General features: G+C 38.6%; 24 protein-coding genes and 1 pseudogene. 20 read left to right on the top strand and 5 right to left on the bottom strand.

Annotated elements, in window-relative coordinates; all coding sequences use genetic code 11:
- Positions 1-14: 14 nt before the first annotated feature.
- The 3 genes from QFZ73_RS08795 to QFZ73_RS08785 are packed head-to-tail and all read right to left on the bottom strand — an operon-like array spanning position 15 to position 4,228.
- On the bottom strand, positions 15-1,445 hold the full coding sequence (locus QFZ73_RS08795; protein WP_307265377.1) for a sigma-54-dependent transcriptional regulator: 1,431 nt from the start codon (positions 1,443-1,445) through the stop codon (positions 15-17).
- The gene (locus QFZ73_RS08790; RefSeq protein WP_307265374.1) at positions 1,442-3,067 is read right to left on the bottom strand and encodes a sensor histidine kinase; all 1,626 of its coding nucleotides are present in this window, start codon (positions 3,065-3,067) and stop codon (positions 1,442-1,444) included. The genes QFZ73_RS08795 and QFZ73_RS08790 overlap by 4 nt, the downstream gene beginning before the upstream one ends.
- Before the next feature lie 12 nt (positions 3,068-3,079).
- Positions 3,080-4,228: an iron-containing alcohol dehydrogenase gene (locus tag QFZ73_RS08785; RefSeq protein ID WP_307265372.1), complete on the bottom strand. Its 1,149-nt coding sequence runs from the start codon at positions 4,226-4,228 to the stop codon at positions 3,080-3,082.
- A gap of 271 nt (positions 4,229-4,499) precedes the next feature.
- Between QFZ73_RS08785 and QFZ73_RS08780 the strand changes: the two genes are divergently transcribed.
- The 17 genes from QFZ73_RS08780 to QFZ73_RS08700 all read left to right on the top strand — a co-directional run bounded on the left by QFZ73_RS08780 (position 4,500) and on the right by QFZ73_RS08700 (position 15,540).
- Positions 4,500-5,903, top strand: a complete 1,404-nt coding sequence (locus tag QFZ73_RS08780) for a M28 family peptidase (protein WP_307265369.1) — start codon at positions 4,500-4,502, stop codon at positions 5,901-5,903.
- Between the two features lie 245 nt (positions 5,904-6,148).
- Positions 6,149-6,574: a YwqH-like family protein gene (locus tag QFZ73_RS08775; RefSeq protein WP_307265366.1), complete on the top strand. Its 426-nt coding sequence runs from the start codon at positions 6,149-6,151 to the stop codon at positions 6,572-6,574.
- Positions 6,574-6,861, top strand: coding sequence for a YwqI/YxiC family protein (locus QFZ73_RS08770; protein ID WP_307265363.1), 288 nt, complete (start codon positions 6,574-6,576; stop codon positions 6,859-6,861). Before QFZ73_RS08775 ends, QFZ73_RS08770 begins: the two co-directional genes overlap by 1 nt.
- Positions 6,858-8,909, top strand: coding sequence for a ribonuclease YeeF family protein (locus tag QFZ73_RS08765; RefSeq protein ID WP_307265360.1), 2,052 nt, complete (start codon positions 6,858-6,860; stop codon positions 8,907-8,909). The genes QFZ73_RS08770 and QFZ73_RS08765 overlap by 4 nt, the downstream gene beginning before the upstream one ends.
- 16 nt (positions 8,910-8,925) lie before the next feature.
- Positions 8,926-9,360 carry a hypothetical protein gene (locus QFZ73_RS08760; protein ID WP_251432095.1) on the top strand — a complete coding sequence of 145 codons (435 nt, stop codon included), beginning with the start codon at positions 8,926-8,928 and terminating at the stop codon, positions 9,358-9,360.
- Between the two features lie 149 nt (positions 9,361-9,509).
- On the top strand, positions 9,510-9,749 hold the full coding sequence (locus QFZ73_RS08755) for a hypothetical protein (RefSeq protein ID WP_307265356.1): 240 nt from the start codon (positions 9,510-9,512) through the stop codon (positions 9,747-9,749).
- Positions 9,750-9,967: 218 nt separating this feature from the next.
- Positions 9,968-10,795, top strand: a complete 828-nt coding sequence (locus tag QFZ73_RS08750; RefSeq protein WP_307265354.1) for a TNT domain-containing protein — start codon at positions 9,968-9,970, stop codon at positions 10,793-10,795.
- A 75-nt stretch (positions 10,796-10,870) separates the two neighbouring features.
- Positions 10,871-11,113, top strand: a complete 243-nt coding sequence (locus tag QFZ73_RS08745; protein ID WP_251432086.1) for an Imm59 family immunity protein — start codon at positions 10,871-10,873, stop codon at positions 11,111-11,113.
- 167 nt (positions 11,114-11,280) lie between these two features.
- A complete protein-coding gene (locus QFZ73_RS08740; RefSeq protein WP_307272697.1) occupies positions 11,281-11,766 on the top strand; it encodes an ADP-ribosylglycohydrolase family protein in 486 nt (161 codons plus the stop codon).
- Positions 11,767-11,912: 146 nt separating this feature from the next.
- Complete coding sequence (locus QFZ73_RS08735; protein WP_307265349.1) at positions 11,913-12,302, top strand: hypothetical protein; 390 nt, start codon at positions 11,913-11,915, stop codon at positions 12,300-12,302.
- A 108-nt stretch (positions 12,303-12,410) separates the two neighbouring features.
- On the top strand, positions 12,411-12,680 hold the full coding sequence (locus QFZ73_RS08730) for a hypothetical protein (protein ID WP_307265346.1): 270 nt from the start codon (positions 12,411-12,413) through the stop codon (positions 12,678-12,680).
- A gap of 171 nt (positions 12,681-12,851) precedes the next feature.
- Entirely contained in the window at positions 12,852-13,238 is a 387-nt protein-coding gene (locus QFZ73_RS08725) for a hypothetical protein (RefSeq protein WP_307265343.1), read from the top strand.
- Positions 13,239-13,368: 130 nt separating this feature from the next.
- A complete protein-coding gene (locus tag QFZ73_RS08720; protein ID WP_307265340.1) occupies positions 13,369-13,791 on the top strand; it encodes a hypothetical protein in 423 nt (140 codons plus the stop codon).
- A 111-nt stretch (positions 13,792-13,902) separates the two neighbouring features.
- Complete coding sequence (locus QFZ73_RS08715; protein WP_307265338.1) at positions 13,903-14,130, top strand: hypothetical protein; 228 nt, start codon at positions 13,903-13,905, stop codon at positions 14,128-14,130.
- Positions 14,131-14,187: 57 nt separating this feature from the next.
- Positions 14,188-14,673: a hypothetical protein gene (locus QFZ73_RS08710; protein WP_307265336.1), complete on the top strand. Its 486-nt coding sequence runs from the start codon at positions 14,188-14,190 to the stop codon at positions 14,671-14,673.
- A gap of 80 nt (positions 14,674-14,753) precedes the next feature.
- Complete coding sequence (locus tag QFZ73_RS08705) at positions 14,754-15,140, top strand: hypothetical protein (RefSeq protein ID WP_307265332.1); 387 nt, start codon at positions 14,754-14,756, stop codon at positions 15,138-15,140.
- 142 nt (positions 15,141-15,282) lie between these two features.
- Positions 15,283-15,540 (top strand): hypothetical protein, encoded by a 258-nt coding sequence (locus tag QFZ73_RS08700; RefSeq protein WP_307265330.1) that lies wholly within the window; start codon positions 15,283-15,285, stop codon positions 15,538-15,540.
- A gap of 234 nt (positions 15,541-15,774) precedes the next feature.
- Here QFZ73_RS08700 and QFZ73_RS08695 read toward each other — a convergent pair whose 3' ends face one another.
- Complete coding sequence (locus QFZ73_RS08695) at positions 15,775-17,031, bottom strand: DUF445 domain-containing protein (protein ID WP_307265327.1); 1,257 nt, start codon at positions 17,029-17,031, stop codon at positions 15,775-15,777.
- A gap of 496 nt (positions 17,032-17,527) precedes the next feature.
- On the opposite strand from QFZ73_RS08695, the pseudogene QFZ73_RS08690 reads away from it, so the two are divergent.
- Positions 17,528-18,882, top strand: a pseudogene (locus QFZ73_RS08690) (IS1182 family transposase).
- A 178-nt stretch (positions 18,883-19,060) separates the two neighbouring features.
- Here the strand turns inward: QFZ73_RS08690 and QFZ73_RS08685 are convergent.
- The gene (locus tag QFZ73_RS08685) at positions 19,061-20,038 is read right to left on the bottom strand and encodes a bile acid:sodium symporter family protein (protein WP_307265324.1); all 978 of its coding nucleotides are present in this window, start codon (positions 20,036-20,038) and stop codon (positions 19,061-19,063) included.
- Between the two features lie 385 nt (positions 20,039-20,423).
- Here QFZ73_RS08685 and QFZ73_RS08680 point away from each other — a divergent pair, with 385 nt between their 5' ends.
- Both QFZ73_RS08680 and QFZ73_RS08675 read left to right on the top strand, forming a co-directional pair.
- Positions 20,424-21,101, top strand: a complete 678-nt coding sequence (locus QFZ73_RS08680; protein ID WP_251432048.1) for a response regulator transcription factor — start codon at positions 20,424-20,426, stop codon at positions 21,099-21,101.
- A complete protein-coding gene (locus QFZ73_RS08675; protein WP_307265319.1) occupies positions 21,098-22,477 on the top strand; it encodes a HAMP domain-containing sensor histidine kinase in 1,380 nt (459 codons plus the stop codon). The genes QFZ73_RS08680 and QFZ73_RS08675 overlap by 4 nt, the downstream gene beginning before the upstream one ends.
- Positions 22,478-22,533 lie beyond the last annotated feature (56 nt).

Below are 22,533 nucleotides of genomic sequence, written 5' to 3'. Positions count from 1 at the left end.
CATCCTCCTTTTTATTATGTCTGGTTCTTCTCATTTAATATATAGCGTAATTTCCTTATGGATATCTGCAAGCGTTTGGCTGCTTCATTCCGGTTGCCGTAGGTTTTTTGCAGTGCCTGCATGACGAGCTCCTTTCCAATTGTGGATTGAAGCTGTTTGATTTCCGTAAGTATTTCTTCAAGCGTCAGTTCATCCTTCTCATTAAAGTCAGCCACTAGCCTTTTTCGCCATTCTTCAAGAAGGTTATCAGTTGACACGATCCCATTAGTGGACACATTTTTGTCAGGGGTGATCTGGCTGTTAGACAGTGAGATATCATTGGCGGTTATTACCGACTTATGGTCTGCGAGAGTTAATGTGCGCATGACCACATTAGAAAGTTCGCGTATGTTGCCTGGCCAGTTGTATTGCTGTAATTTTTCAATGGCTTCATTAGAAAATGAGATATCTCCATGACCATTTCTCTCCATCAAGTGACGCACCAGCAAGGGAATATCTTCTTTTCGGTGCCTTAAAGGCGGGATATCGAGAGTCACGACGTTCAGTCGGTAAAATAGGTCTTCCCGGAATTTATTCTTATCCACTGCGTGCTGCAGGTTTTCATTGGATGCCGCCACTAACCTGGCGTTCGTCCGTAATGTCCCGCTGCTGCCGACCCGCATGAATTCCCTCGTTTCCAAAACTCGAAGCAATTTGACTTGAATGGCTGGACTCGCATCCGCAATTTCATCTAGGAAAAGCGTACCGTTTCCTGCAATTTCGAAAAAACCCTTTCGCAGCTGGGTCGCTCCTGTGAAAGCCCCCTTTTCATGACCGAATAATTCGCTTTCAAGCAGGGATTCAGAGATCGCTCCGCAATTTATGCCGATAAAAGGCTCATGGTTTCGGGGGCTGGCAATGTGGATGAATCGTGAAAGCACTTCTTTACCGCTACCGGTTTCTCCTTCGATTAATACATTGACGGATTTTTGGGCCACTTTGAAAGCCATTTCAATCAAATTCTTCATTAAAGGACTTTCACCGACAATGAGTCCTGAATCCTCGGCAAGCTTATGGATGAAATGCTGATTCAAATCTTCATTTTCATTCAATAGGTTGTCAATCTGCCTTTCCAGTACTTCAATATCCACAAAGGGTTTTTCCATATAATCACTCGCGCCAAGTTTCATTGCATCAACAGCGGTCTTGACGGTGCTGTATCCTGTCATGATCAGTATCTTGCAACGCGGCTGCAGTTGTTTTAGATGTTGCAGGAGGGAAAGTCCATCACAATCCGGAAGTTTCAGGTCTATCATTGCGACATCAAAACGCTGCTGATTCCAATCGATCTCATGAAATTCCTTCCCGCTATTCACAACTTGTACGTGGTAACCTTTCATCGTAAAAAGGCGGGATAGAAAAGTTCCAACCTCTTTCTCATCGTCTACCACAAGTAAATGAATCACCTTATCCCCCCCCTTTCCTCTTCTGCTTGTAAGGGAAGCCTCAGGAAAAAAGTGCTTCCTTGTCCTGGTGTACTCAAAACGTCGATCTTTCCGCCATGGTCTTTGGCGATGCCAAGGCTTACAGCCAGCCCCAAACCTGTACCTTTTTCACGGTCTTTAGTCGTATGAAAGGGATGGAATATGAAGGGAAGCCGTTCTTTTTCAATCCCCGTTCCGTTATCTGTCACCTGAACCACCATGAACTTGTTTTCTGAATAGGTAGTGATCGCAATCGATTTTTCCGTTTGAGCGGACTCATCCAATGCGTCCTTGGCATTCAATAGCAAGTTGATGATGATCTGTTCTATCTGCGGCTGGCTGCCCTTTATGAAAGGAAGGTCTTCCTGAAGGGTAAGATGGAGGGAGATTTGCTTCTTCCCAAGTTGAAACTTCAAAAGGTTCAGAACCTGGTGAATGGCTTCGTTAATAGAGTAATAGTGGAATCTATACTCATCCTGCCTTGAAAATGTAAGCAGGCTTTTCACTATTTGCCTGCATCGGTCTCCACAAATCTTAATATCGTTCAATAGCATATAATCCGGATTGTCCTGTGGAGTTTTCCGTAATAAAATTTGCGAGTTACCAAGAATGGCCGTTAATGGGCTATTCAATTCATGGGCAACCCCAGCTGCCATTTCACCAATCGCCCCAAGTTTACCGGCATGTAATAGCTGGACTTCCATCTGTCTTCTTTCGGTGACATTTTTATAATAAGCAATGACCCCATAGACTTGATGCTCCTTATTTTGAATCGGGTAAGCATGCATTTCCAAGATGGTATCATGCTGAAGGAGTATTTCCTGAAATCCTGGCTTATTGAATGAAAAGGTATCTTGAATCAGAGATTGGGATTTTTCAATTAATGAAGGCAGGTCGGAAAAGTCCCTGGCTGAATCATTGGATTGATAGACCGTTCCTTTGTGATCAAAGACGATGATCATATCTTGAACTGCCTTGAATGTATCCTCCCACTCCTGTTTGGAATGAAGAACTTCCTTATAAAGCTGGGCATTTTCCAAAGTTAACGCAAGCTGATTGGATAATTGCTCAAGAAATTCCAGTTCATCTTCATGCCATGTTTTCTTTTTCTTCCTGCCGAAAGTCCAAATTCCGATTTTTTTACTTTTTCCGTATAAAGGAACTAATAAAAGTGATTCGATCTCAAGGGATAATAGACGTTCCTTTTCCGGGAAGTCCGGTAACCGTTTAACTTCCACCTGAATGGGCTGTTTTTCTTTCAAGGCGGACGAGAAATCCTGAAAAGGGTGTAACAAGTTTTTGGGATTCATTTCAAGTTCGCAGTGACCATTAGGGCAGATGTGAAGCAGGGCAGGTTCTTCCTCATACAATATGACAAAATGACTGTCATCGAAGGTAATGAGCTGCTTAAGTTTTGTAATGACATTTCGGAGAATCTCTTGGATGTCGATGTCCATATTCATATTTTTAGTGATGTCATTAATGATTTCAAGCTGCATATTCTTCTTCTTCAGCTGATCCACGGTTTTCTTAAGTTCCGTGTAATACGTTTTCTTTGAAGATTTAACACCTGTCATTAAATTTATCATTTCAAGTTTGTTCATGCTTTTCACCTCTTATAGGGCTGTAAGAAGCAGCTGATTTATCTGTTCTAATGACATATCACGAGGATTTGTGATCATGCAGGCATCCTCAAGAGCGGTCATCCCAATGGGATCTATCATTTCTTTCGTAATGCCGACATCACTTAAACACTTGGGAGCCCCTATATCCTGTGATAATTCCCTTACGAAGTGAATGGCTGCCATTCCTGCTTGCTGCTCGGTCAATGCCCGTGTATCGATGCCCATGATGTCGGCAATCTCGCTGAATCGCCTTGGTGAGGCAATTCGATTGAAATCCATGACATGGGGAAGGAGTATCGCATTAATTTCACCATGTGGAAGGAGGTACTTGCCGCCTAGGGCATGTGAAATGGCATGGGCAGCTCCCAAAATGGCATTGGAAAAGGCCAGTCCTGCCTGCAGGCTCGCCATCGCCATCGCTTTTTTTGCTTCCTCATTATGCCTGGATGCAACAGAGGGGCGTAAGTGGCGGGAAACGATGGAAAGCGCGTTTTTAGCTTGTACATCTGTCAAAGGTGTCGCAGCGATTGAAACATAGGATTCAATGGCGTGGGTTAAAACATCCATTCCCGTAGCTGCTGTCAAATCGGGTCCCAAGGTGGTTAAGGTACCAGGGTCGACTATTGCAATATCGGGGACGAGTGATTTTGAAATGATCGTCATTTTTTTCTCGCGGAATGAATCGACGATCACCGAAAACTGAGATACTTCCGAACCCGATCCTGCAGTGGTCATGATCATCACCATGGGCGGGAGGGGAGAGTGGACTTTATCAACCCCTTCATAATCACTGATGATACCGCCATTCGTTACTAAAAGGGCTACCCCTTTGGCGACATCCAAAGCACTGCCTCCACCCAAACCGATGATGGCATCACATTCTTGTTCTTTAAATGCCAAACAGCCGGCTTCGATTTCCCTGTCCTTCGGATTGGTCGTCATTTCAATGAAGGTAGCAAAGGCAAGGCCTGCATCCTGGCAGGATTTAATGACTTTATCCAACCAGCCAGCATTGGCCACCCCGGAGTCGCTGACTATCAGTGCCTTTTTGGCACCCAGCCGCAAGCAGGCCTCGCCAGCTTGTTCAATCGAACCTTTTCCAAAAATCACTTCCGGCATCACGAATTTAGTTATCGACATTTTTACGCCTTCTCCCTGTAAAAATTCTATCTCTTCTGTATTATTTTCCCGAAAAAGAGCGAAAATCCTGTTTGGATTCCAGGGATTTTTATATAATATGACAAAATATCGGATGGTAGAGAACTTTTGGCACGGGTCAAACCTCCTGTTGATTTCTTTAATTTGTAAATTCGTTACTTTAGACATGTGTTAGTTGGGATAAACCTACCTAGTTAGTATTCTCTATGTATTGTAAAATTATGGTGGAATCTATTAAACTGGGAGGCAATCCATGAAAAAACAATTTCTATCGGTTAGCTTAATCGTGGCATTGACACTCGGGACAGCCGGGGCAACCACCGCTTTAGCAGCGCCACACTCATCTCCGGTGCTATCTGCGCCATCCACGGACAAGCAAGTCATTAAAAGTATCGATGCCGATAAAATCTACAAGAATATTGAATACCTCTCACAAACACCTCGGGTGGCCGGTACGGATTCTGAGTATAATGCCGTCCAATTCATCAAAAAGCAATTTCAATCTTATGGCTATAAAGCCGATATTGAAGAGTTCAATTTTTTATCTTATACAGACCCAAATCTGGTCGGGCTGTCCGTTGCAGGGTTTGATGGGGAAATCGAAGCGAACCATCTAACCTATTCAGTTAATGGGGATCTATCCGGTGAAGTGGTATATGCCGGTTTAGGAACGAAAGAAGAGCTAGAGGAGACCGACGTTGCTGGGAAGATTGCCCTTATACAAAGAGGCAGCCTCACTTTTGCAGAAAAAGTATTGAATGCAGCAGAAAAAGGGGCAGCGGGTGTCATCCTGTTCAATAATGCCGATGGGGAATTAAACGGGACACTTGGAGAGGATAATGACAAGTATATTCCATCTGTCACGATAACCAAAAAGGCCGGAGAAGCCCTTCTGGAAAAATTGAATGCTGGAGCTAAATTGACAGCATCATTAAAAATTGAAGGAGCCTATTCCGGAGAAAAGACGTCTTATAATGTAGTGGCAACGAAAAAAGCAACAAAGAACAATAAAGCAAAAAAGAGCGATATCATTTATATTACTGGACATCATGATTCCGTCGCAGGAGCACCCGGAGCGAATGATGATGCATCAGGAACATCCGTCACCCTTGAACTTGCTCGTGTTCTGAAGAATCTTCCTACAGATACGGAAATTCGCTTCGTCACCTTTGGGGCAGAGGAAAATGGATTGTTGGGTTCGCAACATTATGTGGACAATCTTCCTGATGATGATATCAAGCGGACCATTGCCAATTTCAATCTGGATATGGTAGGAAGCAAGGATGCCGGAGATTTGGTCATTTTGACTAATGATGGAGAAATGAACCTTGTAACCGAGCTGGCCCAGGCATCAAGTACAAGACTGAATGGTGAGCCGACTCCATATGGACAAGGCGGGAGAAGTGACCATGTGTCATTTGCTGAGGCTGGAATACCCGCTGCTTTATTCATCCACAGTCCATCAGAACCTTGGTATCATACTCCTGATGATACCATTGATAAAATCTCAAAAGAAAAGCTTCAAGATGTTGCTGAAATTGTCGGCACAGCTGTCTATGACCAAGCTAAAATCGAATCTAAAAAACCTGATCCAAATCATGAAAAAGGGAAAAAGGTGAAAGTTCCGCATTTATTTGACGAAAAGGAATTCAGATAATGCAGTAAAATGAGTATGGAAGTTAGAGAGTGCAGACTGCACTCTCTTTTTGTGTTTAAAAATGGAAAACGAGGGGTAAAAAGTCTAATCTGAAATTGGTGCATATGGGATGAATTCCCTAAATACCTAGCATAAATAGCTTATTTATCCCTATTTAACTCTAAGACTATAATCCTTATAATAAAAATTATGAAAAATATGACAGTCTATATAATGAGAATAGTAGGTTTGAGGTGATCTTTTAAGTGTATGCAAATTCATTGAGTGAAATTCACTCAGCCCTCTCCAGTAAAATGTCCGATGTGAATGAAAAAATCAATCGCTTGGAGCAGGCAAAAAGACAAATCAAAGAAGAACAGAATGCTTGTCTTGGGGAAATCGCTAAAATTAAAAATCCGGATTTGGCAAAAAGCTGGACGGGAAAACGTGCAGAAGACTTTCAAGATGCCCGCAGTGATGCATACAAGGCAATGTCAACGATCATTCATGATGATTATGACGACTATCAAGAGAAAATCGACGGTAAAATCACACTGCTTAATATAGAGAAAAAGGCTCTGAGTGCAGCAGGCACCATAGCCCATGAAGCGGATGTACTTTTAGGTAAAGGAGAAGCCGTCATAGATCAATTGGAAAGCAAAATATCATACTTAAAAGGGTGGTTGTTTTAATGACGACAATCAAACTGAATCATCCTGCCGTAACGAAGCAAGTCGATCAGGTGAAGACGGCACTTGGTACAGTCACGCTAGGAAATTTGCCGGCAGGCGAGCTTGGCAGCAATAAATTGGAATTCACCTCGAAATGGATCGACCGGGAAACGAACCTGGAGAAGGTCTTCGAGCAATATATCAAAATCGTCCAGAAAAATGTGGAAGATACCCGTGCCAACATTGACTTATTAAAAGAACAGGATGAAGCCATCGCCCATACGTCTTCACATGGGTACCAGCGATGAAGATATATGAAGCCGAGACATTGACGGCCGCAACCAAGTCGCGCGCCAAGCAATATGAAGAACTAAAGAAGGAAGTCACAGCCCTGAAAAAGGAATTTCAGGGCATCGTCGGCCTGGATAACGAGTTTCAAGGAGCCGGTGCTGCCGCCATCAAAAACTTCTATGAAGCGCAAATCGAGGTGGCGGACGCCTGGATGGAACTATTCACGACCCAGATCAGTTTTTTAGAAGGCATACCGGCCAATCTGGAAGAGGCGGACCTCTCCGGAAATGCGGTGGTCGAGGTTCCCTTTTTAGATGGCGAAGTCTCGAACGGCATTAACCAAGCGAAGTCGCTTGTCGATCAACAAGCGAACGATCTCCAAAGGATCCTGAACAGCATTGACGATATCCTGCCTCTTGATATGTTCGACCAAAAGGACTTTAATGAAAAAATCACGCTGGCCGGGCACAGGCTGGATGACACCGTGACAAAGGTCGAGAATGTCGACAGGCAATTGGTCGAGGAATATGATGTGTCCATCGGGCAGGAAAACGTGGCCGTTGGTCTCTTCCGTGCCTTGCTTGATGCTACCAAACAGGACGGCAACATTTCGCCGATGACATTCAACCAATCGGCATTCAAGAGCAGTGACGTCTATCAAGTGAAGGATGAAGTCGCCGGTCAGATGAAAGACTATCAGACCTTCAAAAAGCAGCAAGCCGAAGCCCGGAAAATCGAACAAGAAATGGAAGAACTCGAAAACCGCCCATGGTACGAAAAAGCCTGGGATACGACAAAAACCTTTACAGGGGAATTCACGGGATATTATGATTCAATCAGGGCCTCAACCGGAGTCGATCCAGTAACGGGCCGCAAGCTGTCCGATGCCGAAAGAATCGCCGCAGGCGCCATGGCAGCCGCTGGATTCATCCCCGTCGTCGGCTGGGCCGGCCGGGCCATCAAAGGCGGCAGCGCCTTATACAAAACGGCCAAAGGACTCAATGCAGCGGACCATGCACTCGATGCCTATAAAACGAATAAAGGCTTTAGCCTCCTCCAGAAAACCGAATACGGGATATACGGGCTCCTCGCAGCCAACGGCCTCGGCGAAGCGGCCACCGGCAAAGACATCTTCGGCAACCAGCTGACCGAGGAACAGCGCCAGAACGGGATTCTGATGGCACTTGGCATCGGCGGTGTGGCAGGTGCGGCTAAAGTCGCTGATAAAGTAGCGAGTGGTACAAAGTTCGTACCTTACAGTAAGGAATTTGCGGAAAAGCAGGTTCAGTACGCAAAAGCCTTCGGCAGGGAAATTGGTAAAGTGAAAGTGCCACTCCGTATTAGTGACGATGAATTAGCTACTGCGTATGGAAACAGTTACAAGCATGTCACTTTCAATAATACGACGATTAAGGATATCGTCCAGAAGTTCGCGGTGAAGAGTAATGGTGGTAAGGGAACTGGGGCTATTGAAAGACTGCAAAGAGGAAAATATGCAGATAGATTAGAATATTTACACAATAAATTTGGAAAGATGACATCAGCAGAATTACATAAAGAAATTAACACTCCAAAATTAAGGAGAATGGTAAAAGATTATAGTCCCTCAAAAGTTGCTCAAAATTGGCAGGGCTCATATCCGTATGTTGGTGTTGATGATTATGTAGATAAACTGTATAAAAAAGGGGATATTTTTTATGCTGGAGAGCCCTACCCAACAGGATATTTTACTACAAAAGAAGCTATCTTAAACGCTGATAAAAATTCAAAAACCATATTTGAAGGACTACAGGTTAAACCATATTGGGAAAAGGGAATGCAAACGGCGATTTATAGAAACAAAATGGGAGCTTATGTACTAAATGTTGATATTATAGGGGGGAATGGTATAGCTAAAAATAATCCTCAATTTGGAAAAGGTGGTATGGAGCAAATTTTCATGGCCGACTTCAATGAATTATTGCACAATAACTATATAAGGAGATTAAAAAACGAAGAAATTATTTTAAATAATTCTGAAATCTCCTTTGAAGAATATAGTAAAATAATGAATTCTACTAAATGAAAATGAGGTTTTTAATTTGAATGGATTAACAGGTGATATTTTAGTGAAAGGAAACATACTTAATGGCAATACAAATAAACAGGATTTTTGTATAAAATTTCAAAATGAACTACTATCAAGCGATATATCGAATAATATGTTTGTTTTTAAGGACGCAATTATGTTAGATGGAATTTATTTTTGGATTGTAGTTAACTTTCAGAATGGTAAAGTTTCTCGTATTGAACTCGACAATGCTGATGAAAATTTGAAAAACACTTACAATAATTGGTCTAATTATAAAGCTAAAAAAAAGAAAGAGATACATGATAAATGGGTAGAAGAGATATTAGGAAAACCAGATATTAAAAAAGGAGACTCATTAATTTATAATAGAACTTGGGGAGAAGTCACTTCATTTGAAGATAAGAAAAGTGGACAAGTAGAGATCTGGATTAGTTATAGAAAATGACACAGGAAACCGAATGTTGCTAGAATAAAATAAAACCTTGAGTGGCCAAAGCCATTCGAGGTTTTTTAATGAATTGAAATAATACTCCAATTAACGTGAAAGCCCTGGAGAATATCAGGGATATTACTTAAATAAAGGAGGTTCGTAAAATGACACGAAGTGAATATGAAAATAAGATAAAAGAGTTAGGTGTAGATTTACAAGAACTCAATATTGTTATTGGAAGAAAAACTAATGTACCATTTTCAACAGGTTGTTACTTTGAAGATGGAAGTTGGATATTGTATGATGTGGATGAAAGACAAAATTCTTCAATTATCGAAAAGGGTAACGAGGATCGAATTTTTAAATTTTTATATATGATAACGATGGGAAAAATAGGGGAGTAGAATTATTGGAGATAATCCAGTTGATTTGAAAACCAGACTACTTAACCAATGCACCAAAACCATTGCATGCCGTGGTAATATATTTAAGATTATCGAAAATGAAAACCTTATTTTGCTAGTATAAAATGAAACCTTGAGTGGCTAAAGCCATTCAAGGTTTTTTGATGAAATTGACAGTATAATTCTTTGTATGAAAACTATGATAGTAAGCAGGTAGTTTGGGAATACGAAATGATTTTAAAAATATAGGTGAAGAACTAGGCAAAAAAGAAATTCCTAAACGGATAAGTATGGAACAAGTTTCCCTCGCAGGAGGACCAAGCCTTCCCCACATTGTGATGGAAAAGCAGACAATTAAGGAAGCCAATCAGAAATTCACGGTGAAGGATAGCAAAGTAGAGGGTGTTTCAGGGGAGAGTATTTCTAAGGATACGGGTAAACATGTAGAAAACTTATTAAAGAAATCGACATGCAATGCAGTTGAGCTTAAAACTTATCTCATGAAAATAGATGAATACAAAGGAACAAATTATGCTGACGAATTTGAATCATTTGGTAAGTGGCCTGAGGACATTCAGATACCCAAAGATTCTAGCTTACTGAATGCAGATGGTTCAATTAATTGGGCAGAAGTTCCTCAAGGTGGATATGTGCTTGATAAGAATGGAAATGCAATAAAAGAAGAATTTATACCTAAAGTAGGGGGAATTATTGATAGGTACGGGCCACCAAATGGTAGATATACCTCACCAGTTATGGATGGAAAACCGTATGAATATGTACAGAGGTCCTTGCCTTATGTTGAGGATGCGACGAAATATCATCAGTACAAAGTAATAGGGGATTTTTCAAGATTAAAAGAGTATGTTATGAATTGTACGGATAGAGAATTAAAGATGAAAGTAGAAGCTCAAATTGAAAGGTACTACAATGGAGATTACAGCAAAGTTATAACCCAAAAAGGAGGAATTGCAGAAGGTTTTGGGTCACCAGGAGGTGGAATACAATATGAACTTCCTTTACCTGTAGAATGGCTTGAGGGTTAGGGATGTTAAAAGAAATTAAGTAATCAATTCAAAAAGATATTTTTCTATTTATTTAAATTAAAGGAGAATAAACAAATGACACAACAGGAAGCAAAAGAAATAATCGAGCAAGAGAAATTAAAAAGATACAATTGGTTTAATGAACATCCACAAAGAGAAAATGAGGTAGGAATTAGAGTTGATGGTGATCAATGGGTAGTATATGTAACTGATGAAAGGGCTAGTGTGGTTACAGGTTCTATTACAAAATTTAATAATGAAAGTGATGCTTTAGAAAACTTTATAAAAAGATTAAGATTAGAAAAAATATTGTTTTAGTCTCATATAATAGGTAATTATATGTTTAAAATGAGGTTACCCAGTGCCGAATAAACCATCTTTCAAACTTAAAACACATAACCCAAGGAACCCGTATTTTTTAAAAAATTGTTTTACCGCACCTTCAAATGCTTAAAAGTTCGATATTGTATATTGTATGATGTGGTCTGATTACAAAAATTCCTAATAATCAAAAGGGCTTCGAGTTTTTACTTAGACTTTATTATAATAATTCTCCTGAAGTTTCAAAAAAGGAGATAAAAGAACTTTTTGATGAGAATTTTGAAAAAGATCATATATACCATAAAGAGCTGCAATCCTATTCAAGAATTTTTGAAGAAGATTTCTTTTCATTACCACAAGAAGAAATTCAGTCAGATGGTTATGTCGTTCATACGTTGGAAGCAGCCATTTGGTGCTTAGGAAATTCAGATTCGTTTAGCGATGCGGTTTTAAAAGCAGTGAATCTAGGGGATGATACAGATACAGTAGGTACCATTACAGGGACAATGGCAGGTATGTACTATAAAATGGTCGACATCCCTAAAGAATGGCTTGAGAAAATCACAAGAAAAGAAGATATTGATGAATTAATCAAGCAATTCCATAGTTTTTGTGCAGATAAAGCAATTAAAGAAGAGTATGGGGTTTGATGTAAATCACCCATATAAATATAAAACCCCCCCTATAAAAGTCCTTTATAGGGGTTTTTTATGTCGAGATTCCAGTTTATGCGATGTTAAACGGGAAGCGAAGCAGTTTATTTTGATGATGGAAAATTAAATAATGGAGTGGGAAAATGATAAGAAAAGGTGATTATACGATCTATAATGGTAAAGAGTATAGATTCATAGAGTCTGATTCAGTGGAAGCTATTGAGTTAATTAGCAATGATAAAAATGAAATGGACAATGGCTTTACTTATTACAAAAATAATATGTACACTAAAATAGTAGGTGTAAATGAAGTTAAAGAATTATATTCTATTAATCCCTATGCTGTATATAAGGGAGAGATGTTTCCAGCATCTGAAGAAAGAAAAAATGGAAAATTATTGTTGGATACAACAAACACTGAACTTGCCAAAAAGATGAGGTTTGAACGAACAGATAAATATATGTACTCCAAATCAGTGGAATGGGATGAAGTGGAGATAATCGAGGAGAGGAAACCTTACTCATTAGATTAATTTCCTCATTTCAAACACGATTAATATTTATTGCACTATACCCTCTAAGGAGCTTTGGAACTGTTTTGTTAAGGGTCTTCTTTATAGGCGAGTAGATAGGAAGATGAAATGGATAAGAAAAAGCAGTTAATCGACCAAATAAAAGTTGTGATAAATAATCTCGAAAATGATTATTATAATGAAATTACTAGCGGTGTATTACAACTTATATTTAAAAGATATAAGAATGCATTGGATGTATTGGAGAATAATGAAGATATAAGAGAATTTAATATTATTGGTGGTGTACGTGCTTATATGGATAATTATAGTGACTATCAAAATCCATTATTAGGAGAATTACATAAGGCCGAAAAATTAAATATAGAATTATTATAGAAAAACTTATTACAAAAAATTAACTAGAGTTATCTTTATACCTTAACCTAGACCTTGATTTGTTGCAGTGACATTTAAATAATTCTAAATGCAAATATAAGTCCAGTAGTCAAAAAAGAGAAACAGCTTTTTGTGTCTGGATGATGGAAAATTAAATACTGGAGTGGAGAAATGATAAGAAAAGGTGAGTATACGATCTATAATGGGAAAGAGTATAGGTTTATTGAATCTGAAAGCGAAGGCTTTATAGTGCTAATAAGCAATAATAAGGAAGAAATGAATTATGGATTTATCCATTATAAAGATAATATTTATACAAAAATTATTTCCCAGAATGAAGTAGAAAAGCTATTTTTAATTCATTCTTTTGCAAAATATAAAGGAGAGTTGTTTGGAGCTTCTAATGGCGAGAATGGAAAAATTCTTCTATCAACTCCTCATTTAAAACTCGCCGAAAAGTATGGCTTTGAACGTACAGATAAATATCTGTATTCTAAAAATGTTAATTTAGATGAAGTTGAAATAATAGAAGAACGAAAACCGTTTTCGTTAGATTAGATTATATATAAATCAATAAAACATATATAAAGAAAAAAGAGGCTCCTAGTGTTATTAAATAATTTCAAATTAACTAAAGCTGAAAGTTTGAAGCAATAGGGAATGCTGTTTTTGAAATGGGGATTCGCTAATGAATAACTTGAATAATGGAATATTGACAATAGAAGGAATTGAAGTAAAACAAGATACAAATTTGGATTTTTTGGAGAAGTCATTTGTAACAAATCCTAATTTTGAGGTTAGGAAAAGGCAGTCTGATGAAGCAACAGTTGGATCTTTATGGCCTATACAATTAGGAAGCAAAAAATTTTCTGTTAGAATTTCTTTCGAAAATAACATAATACAAGGAATACGTTTAAAAGTTAGTGATCCATCCATTAACCAATGGGACTATGAAGAAAAACTTTCGCAGCATGGCGAATGGCTTACAGAGCAAATTGGGTATCCAGAAGGTATATTGTCTGAAAATGTATTTGAATGGGGGAAGATTACGCAATGGTATCATCCAAGGTCGTGTGATGCAGGAATCAGCATACTATATTTTCAAAGATAAAAAGAAAAAGGTGTATATCCGAATCGTGTAAGAAGATAACTCGGATTATATATTTCTGGAGGTGAACCATATAAAAGAAAATGTACATAATTAGAGGGGAAGGGAATTAATTTGAAAAAGTTGGAATTGGAGAAATTATTAATTAAAGATAATACTCCAAAAAATCTATATAGCCTTAATGGTGGACTAACTAATGAGGTACTTTGCTTAAATAAAAGAGATAATATTTTGGAAGTCTATTATAGTGAATGTGGGTTGAAATCACATTTAAAGAAATTTGATACAGAAGATGAAGCATGTGAATATTTTTATAAAACAGTTTTGGAACTTCTGAATTAATATTCATTTTTCAATACAAGATATTAAATGAGAACAAGTTACGAGGTGAAGCTAAAGTTGAAATATGCCATATATAATCATAAGGATTACCTTCTGAATATCCGTAACGACAGGTTAAGGCTTAGAACCCATGAACCTGAAAAAGGATTTCGTGAACTTGTTGATCAAACAGGGAATAAGACAAATCTATTTATCAAAGATGTGACTAAAGAAGAAGTTGATTTAGTTTATGAACTAAAGTTTGTGGTAGCTTACAAAGGTAATGAGTTTGAGCCATATACATTAGGCAGGCATATCTTGGATGAAAATGAGATTTCGTTATTTAGTATGGATAGTAATGATGTAGACTGCAATCGATTTGAAAAGCAAGAGCAATTTGTTTTTAAAAAGGACGTGCCTCTTGACGACATAGAATCGATTATTGAGGTGAAAAAGCCAATATTAATATTTGAAGAATTACCTGAAAGCAGGAAGGTTATACCAAGGGAAGAAGTTAGAGACTATATAATGAAGCTGAATAGTTTATACATTGAAAATTCCTAAAGGAACTACTATATAAGGGTCTAGCGGCCTTATAAGCTTGAATCTATTCAGGTGTGAAATCAAATATGTGTCAGAGCACTTTGGGAAATAAGGATTTGGTGGATGAAGTTCCAATAACTGTATTATGGGTGATAAACTTGGAGCGAACTTTATTAGTTATTAAGGATGCTTATGTTCGTTTGGTGAAAATATTAACAAAAGAAAAGAATGATATAGAATATGCATTAAGAAAAGCTAAAGCCTCAATTGAATTAATAGATGTTTACTTATTGGATTGTAAATCAGCAGAGCAATATCGTAAAACTATGATGGAATTGAGTAGCATCTATCATGATATAAATAAACCTAGAGTGGGTTTATCTGATTATTTTATTTGGGATGATAACTATGACAAGAGAATCGTTGCTAATAACGAATTAGATGGAATAAAAGGTATTTTATTAAAAGAATTTAAAAGGGACATTTAACTTTATCAGAGTATTTTTCCCGCTAATAAAAGACTTTTAACATAAGTTGAAATGACTGTTTCCCGATGAATGAAATGCAATTTAATATTGATGATAAATACTTACCTCAAAATGGAAGAACCTATGATAAGAAAAGGAAAGTATGCAATACATATATGGTAGCGAGTATAGTTTTAGTTTACTGAAAGATAAGTCTATAAGGTTAATAAGTAATAAACATGCTGATCTATCTCAAGGTTTCAAACATTTAGATAAAAATATTTATATAAAAAATGTTTCTGTAGAAGAGGTAGAAAATTTATTTAAGATAAATTCGAAGGCAATATATAAGGGAGAGATGTTTCCAGCATCTGAAGAAAGAAAAACTGGAAAAGTATTGTTGGATACAACAAACACTTAACTTGCCAAAAAGATGGGGTTTGAACGAACCGATAAATATATGTACTCCAAATCTGTGGAATGGGATGAAGTGGATAATCGAGGAGAGGAAACCCTATACATTAGATTAATTGCCCCGTTAATAAGCCCTTAAGGTTAGGGCCTTTTTTATGGTGGGTATCAAACTACAGACAGCCCCAGTTGATTTGATAGCGACAGTATACTGCCGTTACCAAATCGCCCGAAGGTGCCTGGATTATAATAGCCTAAGCAAAGCCTGTGCGCCTGTTAGGATAAGCCCTATTATAAAACCGCAGACTGCTCCGTTCACACGAATCCATTGTAAGTCTTTTCCTACACCATTTTCCATCATATCAATCAGCGTTTCATTGTCTAGCTTATCTAAATTTTCTTGTACAAGATTGCCGATCTGCGTATGATTTTTTTCAATGAGAGCAGTAATTTGTTTCTGTATCCATTGATTGATGCGGGTGCTATTTTCCTTAATATTGTCCAGTATATGATGAATCATTGGAGTCAGGTAAGTATCCATGAAGTGTTCATCTTCGACGAAATCCAATGCTTCTTGTTGAATTTGTTTTAGGCTTCCCTCTATTGTCGCCTCAGGCTCCCATTTTGTCAGAAGTTGTTTTTTCCATTTTTCAACTCCTTCTAACAGTTCCCGGTTATGGTTAATGCCTTGTATCTCTTTCCTGATATATAAGATTAAAGCCTCTCTATTTGGTTCTTTCTCGTTTTGTAAATTATTTACGACACTTAATAGCAGGTTTTGGATGATATTCCCAAGTTTCTCTTCGTTAAGCAAACTTTGAATGGATTTAACGGCGAACTGAAGCATACCTTCCAGTTCAATCTTGCTGAGTACATCCATGGAAACAGTGCCAAGTCGGTGACTGGTTTCTTTTTTTCCTAACCAATCTTCAGCTTTTTTCAAAACATGATCCAAAGCCTTCTTATCAAACTCTTCGTTAAGTAACTCTGAACTTACTAAATGTAGAATTTTGCTCATGTCTATGCTAGAAAGTGATGCTGTAATTTTTTTTGCAACGAAAGGTGTAATCTTTTCTATATCTATATAACCAATCATTTGCTTGATTAGTTTAATCAGAACTTTTCTAAAAGTATCACTTTGAATCTCTTTTCCTAAAATAGGGATCAATTTTTCAGTAAAAGGAATATGTTTTACTTTGTCCTGAATACTTTCCTTAGAAAGCCAGTCGTTTTTTAACATCGAAACAAGTGCATTTGTCATTCTTTTACGATTGTTGGGCAAAAGCGCTGTATGGGGGATTGGTAATCCAAGCGGATGGCGGAATAATGCAGTGACTGCAAACCAATCTGCCAATCCGCCGACTAAACCAGCCTCAAACCCTCCATGTAATAAATCTAGAGGCAATGAGCCTTGAAATGGAGTGGTTGCAATATAACCCGCCCCCATGATAATTAGTGAATATCTAGCTATTTTTCTTGAAGATTTTATTTTTGGTGACATTATATTCCCTCATCCTTAAAATGATAGTCAATTACTATAACCCGAATCATTAGCAAATTTAATAATTTACTTTCATCTAGTAGTATAGCAGGTAGTTCAAAAAAATAACCACAACAAGGCAGTAAGTTCATTAATTTTGGGCATTGAATATTTGTTATTTTCCCTTGAATGTTCAATATTCAGATGGTTAATGCACAAAAAAAGCCGATTCACTCAATCAGCTCAGACTGTAGACAAACTCGATGAAAATCGAGTTTGTCTATTTTTATGGCTTGTACAATTTGGACGTTGATTTCCACTCCAGGCACTCGCTTTCCGCGGGCGGTCGGGGAGCCTCCTCGGCTTTCGCCTGCGGGGTCTCCCCTAGACGCGCTTTTCCCGCAGGAGTCTCGTACCTTCCGTTCCAATCAACTTTGTCTTACCTTTTAGATAGAACACTTTTGCCTGGAGTCATTTTTGTTTTAAAATAGAAGTATTAAAACTTGAGGTGATGAGGATGCTTTCTAAACATGATTCTATTCAGCGAGATCAACTTGAAATGATTACTTTAGATCAACTGGTGCCACCGAACCATTTGGTTCGTAAAATGGAGGCTGCCATTGACTTCACTTTCATTTATGACTTGGTGAAAGATATGTATTCAGAGGTAGGACGCCCAAGTATTGATCCAGTTATTTTAGTTAAACTGACTTTCATTCAATATACCTTCGGTATTCGTTCCATGCGTAAAACGATTGAAGAAGTTGAAACCAATATGGCTTACCGTTGGTTCTTAGGCTATGGTTTCCATGAAAAAGTACCTCATTTCTCTACGTTCGGGAAAAATTATGAGCGACGCTTTAAAGATACAGACCTGTTTGAACAGATTTTCTATCGCATTTTAATGACAGCTGCTAATAAAAAGTTAATAAGTGCTGAACACGTTTTCGTGGATTCCACACATGTGAAGGCCAGTGCGAATAAACGGAAATTTGAAAAGAAAATCGTTCGTAAAGAAACACGAGCGTATCAAGGACGTCTTCAAGAAGAAATCAATCAAGATCGTGAAAACCATGGAAAAAAGCCTTTTCCACCAGATAAATTTGATAAAGAAGAGACCAAAGAGATTAAAGAAAGTACAACGGATTCTGAGAGTGGCTACTATGTGAAAGATGAACGAACAAAACAGTTTGCCTATTCATTCCACGCGGCCGCAGACCGCAACGGTTTTGTATTGGGAACGATTGTAACACCTGGAAATACACATGACAGTCAGATCTTAGAGCCACTAGTTGAACAAGTGATTGAGAACGTTGGAAAACCGGAAGCCGTTGCCGCAGATGCAGCTTATAAAACACCAGCGATTACAAGCTACCTATTTAACAAAGAAATCATACCGGCTTTACCTTATACACGTCCTCGCACCAAAGATTTTTCCGCAAACAGGACTATGTATACGATGAACATTTTGATTGTTACCTTTGCCCTTCGGGCGAAACTTTAAAGTACTCAACAACAAATAAAGAGGGCTATCGCGAGTACAAATCGCCAAAACAAATTTGTACAACATGCTCATTTTTATCTCGATGTACAGAAAGCAAAGACTGTCAAAAAGTGGTGACACGGCATATCTGGCAAACACATGTGGAAGAAGCAGATCATCTGCGTCATCATCAAGATGTAAAACCTATATATGCAATACGTAAAGAAACGATTGAGCGTGTATTCGCAGATGCAAAAGAAAAGCATGGTATGCGTTGGACTACTTTAAGGGGACTTAAAAAATTGTCGATGCAGGCGATGCTTACTTTCGCTGCCATTAATTTAAAGAAGATGGCCAATTGGACATGGCGAGGTCCAAAAATGGCCTAACATAGTGGGCTCGTAGAGCCCCAATCTCTTAACTTTAGGCGAAAATTCAAAGGGAATTTCAAAAGGGGTTCAGAATTTTTTAATTCCGAACCCCTTTTGTCTACAAACTGAGCCGATTCACTCAATCGGCTTTTTTTATTCATTTACTGAAAAGCGTTTTTGGTTCATCTCCAACTTATTATGATGCGTCTGTTTTTATCGAACTACTTTTAACGGTCCCTACTTTTTTCTTATCTTTCATGCGACTGAAAATAAAGGCCAGAACGGAGCCTGATATATTATGCCAAACACTGAAGATGGCACTAGGTACAGCGGCCAAAGGCGAGAAGTGGGCTGTTGCTATGGCTACACCTAAACCAGAGTTCTGCATACCAACCTCCATTGCAACAGCTTTCTGTTTAGCTAAATCCATCCCGCATAAACGAGCAAAGAAAAAGCCGAGTAAAAAACCAAGAACATTATGAAGAACGACTACTGCAAAAATCAGCAAACCTGTTTTAGCCAGCTGAGCTTGGCTGCCAGCTACTACGGCAGATACGATCAGAACGATAGAAATGACAGATACTAGAGGTAAAGCCTTTGCACCGGCCTCTGCCTGTTTGCCGAAAAACTTTTTAACGATGAATCCAAGCAGCAGTGGGATAATCACCACTTGAATGATCGAAATGAATAACGACCCAATACTGATATTGACCCATTTACTTGCCAAGAGCAGAATAAGCAGGGGAGTTACGATAGGTGCTAGAATAGTGGAAACAGAAGCAATGGCAACTGCAAGCGCAACATTCCCTCTCGCAAGAAACACCATGACATTTGAAGCTGTTCCACTAGGGCAACATCCTACCAAAATAACACCAACAGCCACTTCTTTGGGCAAATCGAACCCTATTGCTAATACAAATGCCAATAAGGGCATAATGATAAAATGTCCTGCTACCCCTAGTGCCACTTCTTTCGGACGTCGGAATACTTCTTTAAAATCCGATGCTGATAATGTAAGTCCCATGCCAAACATGACAATTCCTAATAATGGAACAATATAGGCTCCAATCCATATAAAATGATTAGGTAAGATATACGCAATAACTGCAAATAAAATGACCCATAAGGTAAATGTTTTACCAGCGAATCCGCTGATTTTCTCTACTACTCCCATAGTGACCTCCTAGATGTTTTAAAATAAAACAATTATAATTTATATTCAGAATATTTGAAACCATTTCGGACGATAAAAAATATTAATACGTTTTCTAAGCAGCCTTTTGGATGGTTTCATTATGGACAGTCATATTGAAAAAGGGGATTCTTTTGAACTGTAATTCTCTAGCGCTGAAATTGTATGAATATGATGGGTTAACAAAGAAAAAGGTTTTAGAAATTCTGTTCACTTTTAAGAGGGGTGCAAATTATTTGCATACTAATTATATGGAAAGTAGCTACAGGTTTTCTAGAGCAGGAATTAGTATTTGTTGTTTTACAGGATTAATTATTGCTATTGTATGTTTAGCCAGGGTTATAAAAGAAGTGGAGATGTGGTTTCTTTGATACATATATTAATTGCGGATGATGATCGGCATATTCTGGAGTTGCTTAAATTTCACTTGGAAAAGGAAGGGTACATGGTATCAGAAGCTAAGGACGGGAATGAAGCTTCCTTGATACTGGAGAAGGAACGAATCCATCTGGCGGTTGTTGATATTATGATGCCGTTTAAAAACGGGCTGGATCTTTGTAAGGAAATCCGGGATCAATATGATCTGCCGGTCATTTTATTGACAGCTAAAGATCAACTTATCGATAAGGAAAAGGGGTACTTTGCAGGGACGGATGATTACCTAGTAAAGCCATTTGAGCCAAGGGAACTTCTATTTCGGATAAAAGCGCTATTGAGAAGGTACCTTATGGTAAATTCTGAATCAATCTCATTGAATCAAACGGTGATTGACCGTAAAAGTTATGAGGTTCGAATAATGGGTAATACGCTGCTCCTGCCGCTAAAGGAATTTGAGTTGCTGGCTCAGCTGGGGAGTTTTCCAGATCAGGTCTTTACGCGTGAGCAGCTTATTGAATTGGTGTGGGGTACTGATTTTGAAGGGGATGATCGGACGGTTGATGTCCATATTAAACGGTTAAGGGAACGTTTTGCCGGGCGGACCGATGACTTTGTTATAACCACTGTCCGTGGCTTAGGTTATAAACTGGAGGTCAACAAGAAGTGAAAACACTCTATTTCAGGATAGTTATTCAAACCATTTTGATCATGGTTCTTGCCAGTGTCATCGCTTTTTTGATTTCCAATGTTTATTATCATCAGGTTCAAAAACCCTATAATGGTGAGAAGATAAACAAAGTTGCAAGTGATATCGTCTCCTTGTATGAGGAAAAACCTGATCAGGATATTGATGCGTATTTAAATCATATTGCAGGATTGCACTATCAAATGTATCTATTTAATGAGCAGGGTGAAGGAACTTTATATGGTGAGCCGTTTCGGGAAACGGCTTTGGATCGAGATACGATTTCTGGAGTTTTGAACGGGAAGACTTATCAAGGTACCGCCAATTATAATAATGGTTTATTTATTACCGGATTTTTTGATGATGTATTGATTAATAGCGTTGGGGTCCCAATAGACGTGAATGGCGAAAAGCATGCATTGTTTGTAAGGCCGAATATAGAGCTGCAGTTTGGCGAAATCCGCTTTTTCCTTGCAGTTTTGCTCATACTCACACTCCTTCTGAGTTTTTTATTTGTGATCATTAATACACGTTTCATCGTTAAGCCGATTACGAAATTAACGGAAGCTACAAAAAGAATCGCCGATGGGGATTATAGTAGTGAATTGAATGTCACCCGAAGTGACGAGATAGGGGATTTGGCACAGCATTTCTCGAAAATGACCCATAGTATCCAACGGTTGGATGAGATGAGACAGGAGTTCGTATCGAATGTATCCCATGAAATTCAATCTCCGCTTGCATCCATCCAAGGTTTTTCTCAAACCCTCCAGTCGGAGGAATTAACAAAAGAACAAAGAAATCAGTACTTGTCCATTATTGAAAAAGAAAGCAGGCGCATGTCGTTGTTAAGCAAACAGCTGCTCATGCTTGCTTCGTTGGATAAAGTGGATGATCCGCTGCAACGGTCAAATTTCGATTTAGCGCAGCAAATCCGGCAAGTGTTGTTCATGCTGGAATGGAATTGGCGGGAAAAAGATATGGTGATCGAAATGGATTTGCCTTCAACCGTAATTTCTGCAGATGAGAAGCTTTTAAATCAAGTATGGACCAATTTGATAACCAATAGCATTAAATACTCGGAAAGCGGCAGTTCGATCGATATTCGGATTAAAAGAATAGGCAGTGCTGTTGAAGTGATGATCGCGGATAAGGGCAAGGGAATTCCAGTAGAAGACCTTCCTTATATCTTTGATCGCTTTTATAAAGTCGACAAAGTGAGGAACAGAAGTGAAACAGGCAGCGGATTGGGACTTTCGATTACGAAGAAGACGGTTGAACTTCATGGGGGAACCATCGAAGTTCAAAGCGAACTTGGTAAAGGGACCACTTTTTATATACGGCTGCCCCTTATGTAATCAGTTGTTCATCTTCCATTCATATTGATTGTTTACAATCGGATCATACCGATTCA

Source organism: Peribacillus sp. V2I11 (genome assembly GCF_030817135.1).
Taxonomy (GTDB): Bacteria; Bacillota; Bacilli; order Bacillales; family DSM-1321; genus Peribacillus; species Peribacillus simplex.
This window is presented reverse-complemented; position numbering and strand designations above follow the sequence as displayed.

Excerpts from the sequence above, each read along its gene's own strand:
- QFZ73_RS08745 (WP_251432086.1), top strand. The coding sequence starts at position 10,871 with ATGACACAACAGGAAGCAAAAGAAATAATCGAGCAAGAGAAATTAAAA.
- QFZ73_RS08765 (WP_307265360.1), top strand. The coding sequence starts at position 6,858 with ATGAAGATATATGAAGCCGAGACATTGACGGCCGCAACCAAGTCGCGC.
- QFZ73_RS08770 (WP_307265363.1), top strand. The coding sequence starts at position 6,574 with ATGACGACAATCAAACTGAATCATCCTGCCGTAACGAAGCAAGTCGAT.
- QFZ73_RS08720 (WP_307265340.1), top strand. The coding sequence starts at position 13,369 with ATGAATAACTTGAATAATGGAATATTGACAATAGAAGGAATTGAAGTA.
- QFZ73_RS08790 (WP_307265374.1), bottom strand. The coding sequence starts at position 3,067 with ATGAACAAACTTGAAATGATAAATTTAATGACAGGTGTTAAATCTTCA.
- QFZ73_RS08730 (WP_307265346.1), top strand. The coding sequence starts at position 12,411 with ATGGATAAGAAAAAGCAGTTAATCGACCAAATAAAAGTTGTGATAAAT.
- QFZ73_RS08725 (WP_307265343.1), top strand. The coding sequence starts at position 12,852 with ATGATAAGAAAAGGTGAGTATACGATCTATAATGGGAAAGAGTATAGG.
- QFZ73_RS08780 (WP_307265369.1), top strand. The coding sequence starts at position 4,500 with ATGAAAAAACAATTTCTATCGGTTAGCTTAATCGTGGCATTGACACTC.
- QFZ73_RS08695 (WP_307265327.1), bottom strand. The coding sequence starts at position 17,031 with ATGTCACCAAAAATAAAATCTTCAAGAAAAATAGCTAGATATTCACTA.
- QFZ73_RS08785 (WP_307265372.1), bottom strand. The coding sequence starts at position 4,228 with ATGTCGATAACTAAATTCGTGATGCCGGAAGTGATTTTTGGAAAAGGT.
- QFZ73_RS08700 (WP_307265330.1), top strand. The coding sequence starts at position 15,283 with ATGCAATACATATATGGTAGCGAGTATAGTTTTAGTTTACTGAAAGAT.
- QFZ73_RS08735 (WP_307265349.1), top strand. The coding sequence starts at position 11,913 with ATGATAAGAAAAGGTGATTATACGATCTATAATGGTAAAGAGTATAGA.
- QFZ73_RS08755 (WP_307265356.1), top strand. The coding sequence starts at position 9,510 with ATGACACGAAGTGAATATGAAAATAAGATAAAAGAGTTAGGTGTAGAT.
- QFZ73_RS08685 (WP_307265324.1), bottom strand. The coding sequence starts at position 20,038 with ATGGGAGTAGTAGAGAAAATCAGCGGATTCGCTGGTAAAACATTTACC.